This window comes from Pseudomonas sp., assembly GCF_049590575.1.
Taxonomy (GTDB): domain Bacteria; phylum Pseudomonadota; class Gammaproteobacteria; order Pseudomonadales; family Pseudomonadaceae; genus Aquipseudomonas.
This window is the reverse complement of sequence record NZ_JBAWDE010000147.1, coordinates 1-13,997: the sequence shown is the minus strand read 5'-3', so window position 1 is coordinate 13,997 and position 13,997 is coordinate 1. Positions and strand designations below refer to the sequence as shown.

At 61.1% G+C, this 13,997-nt stretch carries 11 protein-coding genes and 2 pseudogenes; 6 read left to right on the top strand and 7 right to left on the bottom strand.

Going from position 1 to position 13,997, the window contains the following annotated elements; genetic code table 11:
* Positions 1 to 81 precede the first annotated feature (81 nt).
* Positions 82 to 840, top strand: a complete 759-nt coding sequence (gene deoR, locus WBR57_RS11230) for a DNA-binding transcriptional repressor DeoR (protein WP_424083888.1) — start codon at positions 82 to 84, stop codon at positions 838 to 840.
* Here the strand turns inward: deoR and WBR57_RS11225 are convergent.
* From WBR57_RS11225 to WBR57_RS11205, 5 genes and pseudogenes are all read right to left on the bottom strand, one after another.
* Positions 837 to 1,883 carry an aldose 1-epimerase family protein gene (locus WBR57_RS11225; protein ID WP_424083887.1) on the bottom strand — a complete coding sequence of 349 codons (1,047 nt, stop codon included), beginning with the start codon at positions 1,881 to 1,883 and terminating at the stop codon, positions 837 to 839. The genes deoR and WBR57_RS11225 overlap by 4 nt on opposite strands.
* The gene (gene fucP, locus WBR57_RS11220; RefSeq protein WP_424083886.1) at positions 1,880 to 3,205 is read right to left on the bottom strand and encodes an L-fucose:H+ symporter permease; all 1,326 of its coding nucleotides are present in this window, start codon (positions 3,203 to 3,205) and stop codon (positions 1,880 to 1,882) included. Before fucP ends, WBR57_RS11225 begins: the two co-directional genes overlap by 4 nt.
* Before the next feature lie 27 nt (positions 3,206 to 3,232).
* The gene (gene rbsK, locus WBR57_RS11215) at positions 3,233 to 4,153 is read right to left on the bottom strand and encodes a ribokinase (protein WP_424083885.1); all 921 of its coding nucleotides are present in this window, start codon (positions 4,151 to 4,153) and stop codon (positions 3,233 to 3,235) included.
* A gap of 206 nt (positions 4,154 to 4,359) precedes the next feature.
* Entirely contained in the window at positions 4,360 to 5,085 is a 726-nt protein-coding gene (locus WBR57_RS11210) for a methyl-accepting chemotaxis protein (RefSeq protein WP_424083902.1), read from the bottom strand.
* Positions 5,086 to 5,217: 132 nt separating this feature from the next.
* Positions 5,218 to 5,973, bottom strand: a pseudogene (locus tag WBR57_RS11205) (MCP four helix bundle domain-containing protein); the annotation flags it as partial.
* Positions 5,974 to 6,132: 159 nt separating this feature from the next.
* Between WBR57_RS11205 and WBR57_RS11200 the strand changes: the two are divergent.
* Both WBR57_RS11200 and WBR57_RS11195 read left to right on the top strand, forming a co-directional pair.
* Entirely contained in the window at positions 6,133 to 7,341 is a 1,209-nt protein-coding gene (locus WBR57_RS11200; RefSeq protein ID WP_424083884.1) for a multidrug effflux MFS transporter, read from the top strand.
* A 107-nt stretch (positions 7,342 to 7,448) separates the two neighbouring features.
* A complete protein-coding gene (locus WBR57_RS11195) occupies positions 7,449 to 8,306 on the top strand; it encodes an SDR family oxidoreductase (RefSeq protein ID WP_424083883.1) in 858 nt (285 codons plus the stop codon).
* 135 nt (positions 8,307 to 8,441) lie between these two features.
* Here the strand turns inward: WBR57_RS11195 and WBR57_RS11190 are convergent, their stop codons facing one another.
* Positions 8,442 to 9,356, bottom strand: coding sequence for a site-specific integrase (locus tag WBR57_RS11190; protein WP_424083882.1), 915 nt, complete (start codon positions 9,354 to 9,356; stop codon positions 8,442 to 8,444).
* A 108-nt stretch (positions 9,357 to 9,464) separates the two neighbouring features.
* Entirely contained in the window at positions 9,465 to 10,265 is an 801-nt protein-coding gene (locus WBR57_RS11185) for a M949_RS01915 family surface polysaccharide biosynthesis protein (RefSeq protein ID WP_424083881.1), read from the bottom strand.
* A gap of 414 nt (positions 10,266 to 10,679) precedes the next feature.
* Between WBR57_RS11185 and arnC the strand changes: the two genes are divergently transcribed.
* The 3 genes and pseudogenes from arnC to WBR57_RS11170 form a co-directional block, all read left to right on the top strand.
* The gene (gene arnC / locus WBR57_RS11180) at positions 10,680 to 11,717 is read left to right on the top strand and encodes an undecaprenyl-phosphate 4-deoxy-4-formamido-L-arabinose transferase (protein ID WP_424083880.1); all 1,038 of its coding nucleotides are present in this window, start codon (positions 10,680 to 10,682) and stop codon (positions 11,715 to 11,717) included.
* A complete protein-coding gene (gene arnA, locus WBR57_RS11175) occupies positions 11,714 to 13,705 on the top strand; it encodes a bifunctional UDP-4-amino-4-deoxy-L-arabinose formyltransferase/UDP-glucuronic acid oxidase ArnA (protein ID WP_424083879.1) in 1,992 nt (663 codons plus the stop codon). The genes arnC and arnA overlap by 4 nt, the downstream gene beginning before the upstream one ends.
* Positions 13,705 to 13,997: pseudogene (locus tag WBR57_RS11170) on the top strand (4-deoxy-4-formamido-L-arabinose-phosphoundecaprenol deformylase); the annotation flags it as partial. The gene arnA and the pseudogene WBR57_RS11170, both read left to right, overlap by 1 nt.

Below are 13,997 nucleotides of genomic sequence, written 5' to 3'. Positions count from 1 at the left end.
CACGGCACCCACATTAATACGTTACAATAATATCATTAAATGTTACTTATCTAACACCAGCAATCAAGCCCTGGAATACTCGTGGACAGTAGAAAAGCCGAGCGACTCAAGCTTATCCAGCAAGCCCTGCAGGACCAGAACGCTATCCACCTGCGGGAAATGGCGGCGCTGCTGGACGTTTCCGAGATGACCCTGCGGCGCGATCTCAACCACTTCGCCGACCACTTGCGCTTGCTGGGTGGCTATATCACCCGGGTCAGCGGTGACGTCGGCGAGTACCGCGTGGCCGACCAGGACACCCGCCATGTAGAGGAAAAACGCCGCATCGGCAAACTGGCTGCGCGGTTGATACAAGCCGATGACACGGTATTTTTCGACTGCGGCACCACCTCGCCCTTCGTCATTGATTTCATCCCCGATGAGCTGGAGTTCACCGCGGTGTGCAGCTCGTTGAACGTGCTGCTCAAACTGCAGAACAAACCCAACTGCCACATCGTGCTGTGCGGCGGCACCTTCCACCGCAAGAACCAGGTGTTCGAAAGCAACGCCGAAAGCAGCATTCTCGACAGCGTGCGCCTGACCTGGGCCTTCGTGACCGCCGCCGGCGTCAGCCAGGAATTCGGCGTGACCTGCTTCAACTTCAATGAAGTGGAGGTCAAGCAAAAGGTCCTGCGCCAGGCTCAGCAGCGTGTGTTGCTCGCCGACTTCAGCAAGTTCGATACGGTGCGCACCGCTCACTTCGCCACCCTGGACGACTTTCAGTACGTGGTCAGCGACAAGAAAATCCCGCGCGCCTATAAAGAACTGATCCTGGCCAACGGTGCGCAATTGCTGGTTTAACCCAGCAACTTCAGCCGCTCCTGCGCACTCAAGTAGCCGGTGGTCACGCTGAACGAGGCGCTGGCCCCGGCTGCCAGCGAGCGCACCTGGCCCTTGGCTTTTTCGGCGTTATAGCCTTCGGGTTCACAGGTCGACGGCAATACAAACGCCGCCACTTGCTGGTCCGGGGTGTGCAGGATCCAACGCGCGGCGTGCTCGAATTGCTCGGGCCGATAGCGGGTGTAGAACGCCGCGCCATCGGGATGATCCAGCAAAAAATGCGCGTGACCCGTAGCGTCGGTGCCGACGCCGTCGAAAAAAAACACGATTTCAGGGTCGTACAGCGCGGGCGTTTCCAGGCACGCCAACTGCGTGGGATTTTCGGCCAGTTGCGCCATGTAGGCGCTCCAGTCCGGCGTCGGCTTGACGTGGTCCGGCACGCTGGTGCGCAGGCGCAGGCGCTGCATGCCCAACGGTTCGACAAAGCGCGCGCCGGCCACGTAGGCGTAGTTCATGTGCGCCATGTACATCAAGTCCATGGGCTTGCCGGCCAGGTTGGTCACGTTCATGTCGATGTCGAACAACGCCGAATCGGCGCGCAGGGTCACGCCAGGGCACGCCCGGTAGCGATCACCGAAACCCTTGGCGTATTCATACGCGCCGCCCAGGCGCACACAGCCCTCGCCTATTTCCAGCCAGGCCGTGTCCATCGGTGCGCACGGCATTTCGCCGTGCAACGCATGGGTGTCATCGGGTGCCGGGCAGCCATTGCGCAACAAGCCGCTGTGAAACATGAAGCAGCCATAGGTATCGATGACCGTCGGGCTCGGCCTGGGCTGTTCGAACAGGTTGCTCATGGTCAGGTCGCAGCCCTCGAACACCGCCGACCAGATCATCTGGCCTTGATAAGGCAACACCACCAGTCGCCCGCGGCTGTTCTCCAGGCTCACGGCGTGCACCCCGGACGGATAGGTCCAGGCACAGACCTTGAAGTCTTCAGACTGCAAAAGCACTTTTTCCTGCTCGGCAAACACCGCCCGGTACAACGCAATACGCGTGTTCATGAGGCCACCACCGCGCCCGACGGCATTGGCTCCGACTGGCGCAGGCACTTGACCGCGTACATCACGATCACGATAAAGCACAGCAACGGCACGCTGTAGGCCAGCTGCATGTTGCCGCCGCTGGCATCCGATAACAGGCCCTGAAAGATCGGAATCACCCCGCCACCGACAATGCTCATCACCAGCAAGGAGCCGCCGACGCCAGTGTCTTCGCCCAGGCCATCGATGGTCAGGCCGTAAATGGTCGGCCAGCACGGGCCGAGGAAAATACTCACGCCGACCGCCGCATACACCGCAGAAATGTTCGGCACCAGAATGGTGTAGGCCAGCAGCACGATGCACAGCACCCCGTAGATCGCCAGGACCTTGGCCGGGTGCAGGCGCCGCATCAACAGGTTGGCGATCATCTTGCCGACAAAGTACGCGGCAAAAGTGGTCAGCAGAAACCATGAAGCACTGCGCTCATTCATGCCGCCCATTTGCATGGCCAGGCGAATGGTGAAACTCCACACACCAACCTGCGCGCCCACATACAGAAACTGCGCCAGCACGCCAAAGGTGAAACGCGGGTTACGGCGCAGCCGCCCCAGGCTTTGACGCAGGCTGCCAGGCTTGCTGCCGGCAGGTTTATTGCCCTTGCAGGCGGGGAACCGGGTGATGGCGATCAGGATAAACATCAGTACCAGCACCGCGATCATCCACTTGTACGGCAACAGCGTGGACTGGATCATCTGCAACTGCTGCACCGCCGCCTCGGAGGCGCTCATCTGTTGCAGTTGTGCCGTGGTGGCGTCGGTGTCCTTGAACATCACAAAGCTGCCCACGTAGACCCCGGCCATCGCGCCGAACGGGTGAAACGTCTGCGAGATGTTCAGGCGCCGCGTGCCGGTTTCCCGTGGGCCCATCAGTGTCGAGTAGGTGTTGCACGCGGTTTCGAGGAACGACAGGCCGGCGGCGATCACAAACAGCGCGAGCAGGAACATGCCGTACTTGGCCGTGGACGCCGCAGGGAAAAACAGCAGGCAGCCAAACATGTAGAGCAGCAGGCCGATCAGGATCGTGCTCTTGTAGCTCAAGCGGCGAACCACCATCGCGGCCGGGATCGCCACAAAAAAGTAGCCGAGGTAAAACGCCGACTGCACAAACGCGGTCTGGAAGTCGCTGAGTAAAAAGGCTTTCTTGAAGTGCGCGATCAGCACGTCGTTCATGCTCGCCGCAGCGGCCCACAATGCAAAGATGCTGCACAGCAGGATAAAGGCGAACCAGGGCGTGCGGTTCAGGTAAAAACCATCGGGTGTCTGTTGCAGCGCAGGTTTGTTCATTATTGTTCTCCGGGCTGAATTAGGGGGTTAGCGCTGTTGCTGGAAGCGGGCAAAGGCTTCGTTGTCGGGGTAAGAGGTCTGCGTACCCAGCGCCATCACCGAGCACGCCGAATACGCCACTGCCTGCTCCATGGCCTGACGGATAGCGCCGTCACGGCTCCAGTGTTGAATGAAGCAACCGATGAAAGCGTCACCGGCGCCGGTGGTGTCGCGGGCAACCACGCGCTGGCCCGGCACCTGGAATTCGCCCTCCTCCCCCACGTACAACGCACCGTGTTCGCCGAGGGTGACGATCACGTGGCGAATGCCGCTGGCGACCAGACTTTTGGCGGCGCTGCGGGCCGAGTCCGGCGAGTCCACGGCCTGGCCGGTGATCAACGCCAGTTCCGACTCATTCGGGATCAGGAAATCCAACTTAGCCAAATGCTCGGCGCTCAACCCGGGAAGCGCCGGCGCCGGGTTGAGCAGCACCGCGATGCCATGCCGGTGCGCGAATTCGATGGCGTAGTACACCGTCTCCAGGTTGATCTCCAGTTGCAGCACGATCAGCCTGCACTCACGCAGGTCGTCGGCCGCCGCATCGATATCCGCCGGCGACAAATGCGCATTGGCGCCTTTGACGATCAAGATGCTGTTGTGGGAATCGGCGCGCACGAAAATCGGCGCTACGCCGCTGGAAACGCCAGGCACCCGCTGCACATAACGGGTGTCAATGCCAAAGCGCTGGAAGTTGGCGAGGGTGTTTTCGGCAAACATGTCGTCGCCGACCTTGCTCAGCATCAACACATCCGCCCCGAGCTTGGCTGCCGCCACTGCCTGGTTGGCGCCCTTGCCGCCACAACCGAGGGCAAAGCCCGGCGCTTCCAGGGTTTCGCCCTGGGCCGGCATGCGGTCGATGTAGGTAATCAAATCCACCATGTTGCTGCCGATGACTGCGATCTTGCTCATTGCTATTCCACCTTGTTGCGGCACGACCAGGCAGGCCGTCACGCTCTTGTTTTGTTATTTAAATAACATTATGTGTGAATATTCAATCTTTTTTTGCGTCAGCCGATCAAAGCGATCTGCGCGTCGCTGGGTGCGCGGCAAAAAAAACCGGCCCCTGTTGGGCCGGCCGGTAAAACGTCTGCTCGATCGATGCAGTGTGGCTTGCGTTACAAAATGAAGCGCCCAACGGATTGCGACAACTGGCCAGCCAAACCCGACAGTTCATCCGTGGTTGAAGCGGTTTCACCAATGACGCGGCTGTTGCTGGCCGACATCCCCGCAATCATCTCCACCTGGTGGGCAATTTCATTGCTCGCCAGGCTCTGCTCACTGATGGTGCGGGAGATATCGTTGACCAACTCCGTGGTATTCAGGGTGGCTTGCAGGATCTCCCGGATGGCCCGCTCGACATCGGCGGTCACCGCCATGCCTTTGTCCACTTGAGCGACGCCTTCCTCCATGCTGGTCACCGCTTCGCGTGTGCTTTGCTGGATGCGCTCGACCATGCTGGCGATTTCCTGGGTCGACGCGCTGGTGCGGCCCGCCAGGCTGCGCACTTCATCGGCGACCACCGCAAAGCCGCGCCCCTGTTCACCGGCGCGGGCGGCTTCAATGGCGGCGTTCAGGGCCAGTAGGTTGGTCTGGTCGGCGATTCCCTTGATCACTTGGATAATGCTGTAGATCGCCTCGGATTCCTTGTCCAGCGTGCGGATGACCTGGGCCGATTGCTGCGCCGAGCGCGCAATGCCATCCATGTCACTGACCACTTGATGGATGACGCGGCCGCCGTCCTTGGCCAGCGCTTCAGCCCTGTTGGCCATATCCAGCGCACGCCCGGCGTGCCGGGTGATCTCCTCGATACTGGCGGTCATTTCACTGGTGGCGGCGGCCATGGTGCTGGCGGCGGCGCTTTGCTGTTGGCTGCTGCTCGCCACCTCATGGCAACCCTGGCTCAGTTGTTCACTCATGCCATTGACGCCATGGGCATTGCCGCGCACCGCTTCGATCATGCCGCGCAGGTCGCGTTGCATGGTGGCAAGGCTGCGAATCAACGCACTGGCTTCATCTTTGCGAGTGGGCTCTACAATCGGCTCGCTCAAATTGCCCCGGGCGATACTGGCGGCGATGCGGCTGGCGGTCTGCAGCGGCCCCATGATACTCAAGAGCACCCAGCGACCCTGGCCCAGCAGCAGCAACAAGCTGGCGAGCAGCACTGCACCCAGGGTCAAATTGGCGTTGCTGAGGCTTTGTTGAATCCCTGCGCTGGCTTGCTGGGTATCGCTTTCGATCAGCTCGCTCAGCGCGGCCATTTGATCTTCCAGCCGACTGAACGCGGCGTTGAACGTCTCCAGTTCGCCGCGAGCGGCCTCGGGATTGTCCAGGGCCAGCGCGACGATGCGCTCGCCGGTGCCGATGTAGGTTTCAAGGCTGGGTTTGATTTTTTCCAGGCCGGCCTTGAGCGCATCGTCCAGCGGCAGTTTCAGATTGGCCTCCAGGACTTGGCGAAAGTGCTCGGCATGCTCCTTGAGCGAGTCATTGACCTGCGTCCTGGTGCTGGTACTTTTCCCCAAGCCCACCAGCATGGCCGACAACACATCGGCACGCAGGGCATCGTGCATCATGTCGGCCTCCATGTGATTGCGCAGGACCGTCATGCTGACCTCGTTATTCTGCACGGCGTCACCCATCCGGGTGTTCCCCAGGTAACCGGCCAGGCTCATGATGAGCGCGGTTAGCAATCCGGTCGCTATCAACAGAATCAAACGTAATTTGATCGTCATGCTTGTCATCCCCATAGCCTGGACAGCCGGTTGGGAGCCCCAACCGCTCGACCGTCGTTAAGAGCGTTATCGGCATCCGCTGCGGTTAGTGAAGCCTGAGTTTGCGGATCTGCACAGATCCCTTAAGCTGATCGACTTTTGCGCTGCCCGGAATTGCCCATGCCTCGAAGTATCGCCCGCCTCGCCATTCTGCTGGGGCTGATCACCGCCGTCGGCCCCTTCGCTATCGACATCTATCTGCCTGCCCTCCCCACCCTGGGCGCCAGCCTGCAGGCCTCGCCGGCGGCGGTGCAGATGAGCCTGACCGTGTTCTTCGTGATCGTCGGCGTGTGCCAACTGTTCTACGGGCCGATCAGTGATGTGTTCGGGCGCAAGCCGCCGATCTATGCCGGCCTGGTGATTTTCGCCGTGGGCAGCATCGGGTGTGCGCTGGCCCCGACCATCGAAACGCTGATAGCCTTTCGCGCCCTGCAGGCATTCGGCGCGTGTGCCGGCATGGTGATTCCCCGGGCCATCGTGCGCGATCTGTACACCGGCCACGAAGCCGCGCGTTTGATGGCCTTGTTGATGCTGGTGATGAGCGTCTCGCCGATCCTCGCGCCGCTGGCCGGCAGCCTGATCATTTCGCTGTGGAGCTGGCGCGAAGTATTTGCCGTATTGGCGGTGGTGGCCGTGGCGTGCCTGGTGATGACCATCGTACAACTGCCGGAAACCCACCCGGCCGAGCGCCGCCTGGGCAAGACCATCGGCAACGCGTTCGGCAGCTACGGCGCGCTGCTGCGTGATCCGGTCTTCACCGGTTTGTCGGTGGTGTGCGGGTTTGGCCTGGCAACCTTCTTTGTGTTCATCGGCAGCGCGCCCTTCGTGTACATCGAATACTTCGGCCTCACGCCCACCCAATTCAGCCTGTGCTTTGCGCTGAACGCCGCGTCGTTTTTCGCCATGAGCCAGATGACTGCGCGCCTCAGCGCACGCTTCGGCCTGGCGCCGCTGATTCGGTGGTCGGTGGTGGCCGTCGCCGCAGTCATGCTCGTGCTGGCCGCCACTACCCTGTGGGTCGACAGCCTGGCGGTGATGATGTCGCTGCTGTTTATCGGCTTCGGGTTCCTCGGCCTGCTGCTGCCGGCGGCCGGTGTCTTGTCGCTGGAGGATCACGGTGCGGTCGCAGGCTCCGCGTCGGCGCTGCTCGGGGCGATCCAGATGATTACCGCCGCCGTGTCCATGACCCTGGTCGGGGTGTTTGCCGACCACACGCCGGCGCCGATGTTGCTCGGCATTGCCCTGTGTGCCGTGGCGGCCATGCTCACCGTGCTGTGGACCTTGCGCCGCTTGCCGGCGCATCTGGCCAGCGCGCCGCCCGCGCCGTGAGGTGCGCGGTTAACCATTCGTCGGTGTTGCCGCGCATCCATTACAACTATCGACGCCGCTGAAACTACTAACTCCATAGCACCCTTAAAAGCGCTATGGAGATTGTAATGACTGACTACCCACGCCCACCCTTTGCCCCTCAAGCCCAAGCCGTACCCGGTTCGCAGAAGAAAATGGACCCGTATCCCGACTGCGGCGAGCAAAGCTACAAAGGCTCCGGCCGCCTGGCCAACAAGATCGCATTGATCACCGGCGCCGACAGCGGCATTGGCCGCGCAGTCGCCATTGCCTTTGCGCGTGAAGGCGCGGATGTGGCCATTGCCTACCTGGATGAGCATGAGGACGCCCGGGAAACCGCGCGTTGGGTCGAAGAAGCCGGCCGCCAATGCCTGCTGCTGCCGGGGGATATCGCGCAAAAGTCCACTTGCCAGGCGCTGGTGGACAAGACCGTTGAGCAATTCGGCCGCATCGACGTCCTCGTGAACAACGCCGCGTTCCAGATGACCCACGAGACCCTCGAAGAGATCGAGGATGAGGAATGGGTGAAGACCTTCGATATCAACATCACCGCGATGTTTCGCATCTGCAGGGCTGCGCTGCCGCACATGAAGGCCGGCAGTTCGATCATCAACACCAGTTCGGTCAACTCCGACATGCCCAAGCCGACGTTGCTGGCCTACGCCGCCACCAAGGGCGCGATTGCCAACTTCACCGGTGGCCTCGCGCAATTGCTCGGCAGCAAGGGCATTCGCGTCAATAGCGTGGCCCCCGGCCCGATCTGGACACCGTTGATCGTCGCGACCATGACCGATGAGGACGTGAAGAGCTTCGGCAGCGAAACGCCGCTGGGTCGCCCGGGCCAGCCGGTGGAAGTCGCGCCGATCTATGTGCTGTTGGCCTCGGATGAAGCCAGCTACATTTCCGGTTCGCGCTACGCAGTCACCGGCGGCAAACCGATCCTCTGAAGCGTCACGCAAAAAAACTGTGGGAGGGGGCTTGGCCCCGATGGCGGCTTATCAGTCAGCTCATGTGTAGCTGACCCAGCGCTATCGGGGGCAAGCCCCCTTCCCACATTTTGATGGGGGGGTGATTTTCAGTGGTTACAAATCAAACCGATCCACCGCCCGCCGCCGCTCGTTATCGTCACGCACGTCATAGCTGGCAGTGGTCTGGATATTGGTGTGATGCGCCAGTTTCTGCGCAATCGACAGGTCATGTTCCTCGATCACCCGCGTGATAAACGAACGGCGAAAATCATGCGGCATGATCTTCACGCCGACCTGCTCGCCACGTTGGCGGGCGATGTAGTAAATCGCGTGTTTGGTGATGCGTTCGCGGGTGATATGGCTGCCCCGGCGGATGCGGTTGAACAGGAAACTGTCGTCCTGCTCGCCTTCCTTGAGCTGCTCGCGGCGAAACGCCAGCCATGCCTGGAGCTTGGCGAAGGCCCAATCCGGCGCGTATTTGATCAGTTCCTTATTGCCCTTGCCGATCACCCGCAAGCTGCGCTCCTCGAAGTTGATCTGTGCCAGGTCAAGGTTGACCGACTCCGATTTGCGCATGCCCGACCCGTACAGAATGCCGATCACCGCGGCGTCGCGCAGGCCCTGCGGGCGTGGGTCGGCGGCGCAGATTTCCATCATTTCGCGGATCAGCGTGCGCCGCAGGTTGCGCCCCTGGCCCAGGCGCGTGCCCGGCGCGGGCTTGACCGTGCGCATGCGCAGCAGGTGCTCCTGGCTGATCAGGCTCAGGCGCCAGGCTTCGTTCATTACACCGCGCACGGCATTCACGTACAACGACGAGGTATTCGGTGCATAGCCGTCCTCACGCAAGGCGGCAACCAGGGCGATCACGTGTTCGGGCTGCAGCAAATGCCAGTCGATTTCTTCGAGGTTGATGTCTTCGAAGCCCAGGCGGTCGGCGGCATCCTGCAGCACATAGCGCATGGTCAGTTGGCTGGAGGGTGCCAGGCGGGTGAGGTAAAGGGTCAGCGGGTTGCGGATAGACTCAGTCAAGGTAGATCAGCCTTTGGATTAAATATCCCGATCAAGCCATTGTTTAATCGAGGTATTTAGTGAATTGGCGAAGGCTGAGTCTACCGTACCCTGGGCGCCCGGACCACATCATGGGGCGCTGTCTTCATCCTCGGTCGGTGCTTGCGGCTGTGTCTGGGTCTGGCTCCATTCGGCATCCTGCTTCTGCATCAGCGCAAACCAGTGCTGGCGCATAAACATCAGGTAGGCCTCCGGCGCCTTGGCAAAATCCTTTTCATCGCCATAGCACCCCGGCAACGGCAGCTCGGTGCCCTGCTCCTTGTATTGGCTGACCAGCGCCTGCTGCCCGGCCACGCTGCAATCCTTGGGCAGTGGCATGCCCTTCAGCGCCCCGGCCTCTTCGTCCCACCAGCTTGCGCCGACCCGGTCGACCCCGCGCAAGCGGTACTTCTGTGACTTGCCCACGTGCATGATCAGCTTGAATTCATTGGGGCTGACATCGCTGGTGCAGGTACGCGAATATCCCACCGTGGCCTGGGTAATGCCGTCGCCGGTCAGGTCGGTGACCTTGGTCGCCGCCATGTCGAAGCGCAGCGATGCGTCGAATTCGCAATGCTGTACGTCGTCGTAGAGCATCCACACGCGTTTGGGGCGGTTGCCATCGATCAGGTACTGCGCCGCGTAGACGAATGCCGACTGGGTGCCGTCATCGTCGCGCTCGCTGACCTGCTCGGCGAGCACCAGCAGGTTCTTGCCCTGGTGATCGTCCCAGGTATACGCAGCGATCTGCTTGCCGCGCACTTCCACACCGTCCGGCACCTGGTCGATGCTGGTCAGCGCAACCGAGTCATCGGCCTGTACCGTCGTGACACACGCCACGCTCATTAACAAACCCATCAATACTGGCCGTAAACGCTGCACGCTATTCATCCGACTACCCTGGCAAGAGAAGGCTTACTTTACCGGCACTTGGGGCGCATTGCAGAGAAGATTGTTGAATAAAGTTCGCTGACGGCTCGACGCCGGCTCAGTTGAACCAAATGTTTGTCAGACAGCTCCTATATCGCCGCCCAACTAAACCCGTTAATGCTCTTGTTTGGCTAGCTGAACCCTAGCTGTCTACCTGACAAATAAACGAGTTTTTCATCTGCCTTTCATATCGGTTCAACATTTTTGCGCTTAATCTTGGATACATAACTTCAGAGCAAACCGCGCATTACCGTCTAACCTGTTGATTACGTTTCACCTTTAGCGCCGCTCTTTATTCAGCGGGCTGTGCGTTTGCCCAATGATTGCTGCTGTTTTTACGCTCCAAATTGTTCTAACCCCCGAGGTCATGAATCTTTGAAACCCTACCCTATTCATTGCGTGTCGATCGTTATCCCGGTCTACAACGAACAAGAAAGCCTGCCTGAATTGTTGCGCCGTACGACGGCAGCCTGCAAACAGCTGGCCTACGAATACGAAATCATCCTGGTGGATGACGGTAGCCGCGACAATTCCGCCCAACTGCTGGAAGACGCCGCCGCTGAAGACGGCAGCCACGTGGTCGCCGTGATCCTCAACCGCAACTACGGCCAGCACGCGGCGATCATGGCCGGTTTCGAGCAGTGCCGGGGTGAGGTGGTGATTACCCTCGACGCCGACCTGCAGAACCCGCCCGAAGAAATCCCGCGCCTGGTCGAACAAGCCGCCCTGGGTTACGACGTGGTCGCCACCGTGCGCAACAATCGCCAGGACTCGGCCTTTCGCCGCTGGCCATCGCGCCTGATCAACCTTGCCGTGCAACGCTCCACTGGCGTGGCCATGACCGACTACGGCTGCATGCTGCGTGCTTACCGGCGCACCATCGTCGACGCCATGCTTGCCTGCCGCGAGCGCAGCACGTTTATCCCGATCCTGGCCAACGGCTTTGCCCGCCATACCACGGAAATCCTGGTGCACCACGCCGAGCGGGAGCACGGCGAATCCAAATACAGCGCCATGCGCTTGATCAGCCTGATGTTCGACCTGCTGACCTGCATGACCACCACCCCGCTGCGCCTGCTGTCCATCGTCGGTTTCAGCCTGGCAGCCCTGGGCATGCTGTTCGCCTTTGCGTTGATCATCCTGCGCCTGGCCTTTGGTGCCGAATGGGCTGGCGACGGCATGTTCGTGCTGTTCGCGGTGCTGTTTGTGTTCACCGGTGGCCAGTTCATCGGCATGGGCCTGCTGGGTGAATACCTGGGCCGCATGTACAGCGACGTGCGCGCCCGCCCACGATTCTTTATTGAAAAAGTGCTGCGCAACCAACCGGCAGCACCGGCTCCGGTGGTCGTCGTTGACGGCCTGGTGTCCTCCCACACCACAACTACTTCTCCTTCCGATCAGGTTTCGTCATGAATTCAAAAGCCGTTGTCTTCGCTTACCACGATATTGGCTGTGCAGGCATTGAAGCCCTGTTGACCGCCGGCTACGACATTGCTGCCGTGTTTACCCATGCCGATGATCCCAAGGAAAACAACTTCTACGGCTCCGTCGCCCAACTGTGCGCCCGCAACGGCATTCCGGTGCATGCGCCGGAAGACGCCAACCACCCGCTGTGGATCGAGCGCATCGCCAAGCTCAACCCGGATTTCATCTTTTCCTTCTACTACCGCAACCTGCTGAGCGAACCTCTGCTGGCCACCGCCCGCCAAGGCGCATTCAACCTGCACGGCTCGCTGCTGCCGAAATACCGCGGCCGCGCGCCGGCCAATTGGGTGCTGGTCAACGGTGAAAGCGAAACCGGCGTGACCCTGCATCGCATGGTCAAGCGTGCCGATGCCGGCGCAATCCTGGCCCAGCAGAAAGTCGCCATCGAGCGCAGCGACACCGGCCTGACCCTGCACGCCAAGCTGCGCGACGCCGCCAGCAACCTGCTGCGCGACGCCCTGCCGCAACTGGCCCAGGGCAAGCTGAGCGAAACGGCCCAGGATGAGAGCCAGGCCACCTATTTCGGCCGTCGCACCGCTGCCGATGGCAAGCTGGACTGGAAACAGCCGGCTGAAGCACTGTTCAACCTGGTGCGCGCCGTGACCCAGCCGTACCCGGGCGCTTTCTGCGCGGTGGGCGAGCACAAGCTGATCGTGTGGCAAGCTGAAGTCGCCAAGGGCAACGAAGGCCTGGCGCCAGGCCGGGTGATCAGCGTCAACCCGCTGCGCATCGCCTGCGGCGAAGACTCGCTGGTGGTCAAGTTCGGCCAACGCAACGACAACGGCCTGTACCTGGCTGGCCCGTCGCTGGCCGATGAACTGGGCCTGGTCGACGGTTCGGTACTGCGCGGCGCCGAGTCGGGCCGCAAGCCACGCCGTACCCGCGTGCTGATCCTGGGCGTGAACGGCTTTATCGGTAACCACCTGTCCGAGCGCCTGCTGCGTGACGACCGTTACGAAGTCTACGGCCTGGACATCGGTTCCGACGCCATCGAGCGCCTGCGCAGCCACCCGAATTTCCACTACGTGGAAGGCGACATCAGCATCCACACCGAGTGGATCGAGTACCACATCAAGAAGTGCGACGTGGTCCTGCCGCTGGTGGCTATCGCCACGCCCATCGAATACACCCGCAACCCGCTGCGTGTGTTCGAACTCGACTTCGAGGAAAACCTCAAGCTGGTGCGCTACTGCGTCAAGTACAACAAACGCGTGATCTTCCCGTCGACCTCCGAAGTCTATGGCATGTGCCAGGACCAGTATTTCGACGAAGACACCTCCAACCTGGTGGTCGGCCCGGTCAACAAGCAGCGCTGGATCTACTCGGTCTCCAAGCAACTGCTGGACCGCGTGATCTGGGCCTACGGCGCCAAGGGCCTGAACTTCACCCTGTTCCGTCCCTTCAACTGGATGGGCCCACGCCTCGACCGCCTGGATTCGGCGCGTATCGGCAGCTCGCGCGCGATCACCCAGTTGATCCTCAACCTGGTGGAAGGCACGCCGATCCGCCTGTTCGACGGTGGCGAGCAGAAGCGTTGCTTCACCGACATCGCCGACGGCATCGAGGCGTTGGCGCGCATCATCGATAACGACAACGACGTGTGCAACGGCCAGATCATCAACATCGGCAACCCGGAAAACGAAGCCAGCATCCGCCAGTTGGGCGAAGAGCTGCTGCGTCAGTTTGAAGCCCATCCGCTGCGCAGCAACTTCCCGCCGTTCGCCGGTTTCCGCGATGTGGAAAGCAAGGCGTTCTACGGCACCGGTTACCAGGACGTCGCGCACCGCAAGCCAAGCATCGAAAACGCCAAACGCCTGCTGAACTGGGCGCCGACCGTTGAGATGAGCGAGACGATTGGCAACACCCTGGACTTCTTCCTGCGTGAAGCCATGCTCGAAATCGCGGACAAAAAGTAATGGAGGCAGGTCTTCGCATCGACGTCGACACCTACCGTGGCACCCGTGAAGGTGTGCCGCGGTTACTCGAGTCCCTGGATGAAGCGGGGGTGAAAGCGACGTTCTTCTTCAGTGTCGGGCCGGACAATATGGGGCGCCACCTGTGGCGCCTGATCCGTCCGCAGTTCCTGTGGAAGATGCTGCGTTCCAACGCTGCCGGCCTGTATGGCTGGGATATTTTGCTGGCCGGCACCGCCTGGCCGGGCAAGCCGATCGGCCGCGACCTGGGGCACTTGATGCGCCAGGCCAAGGC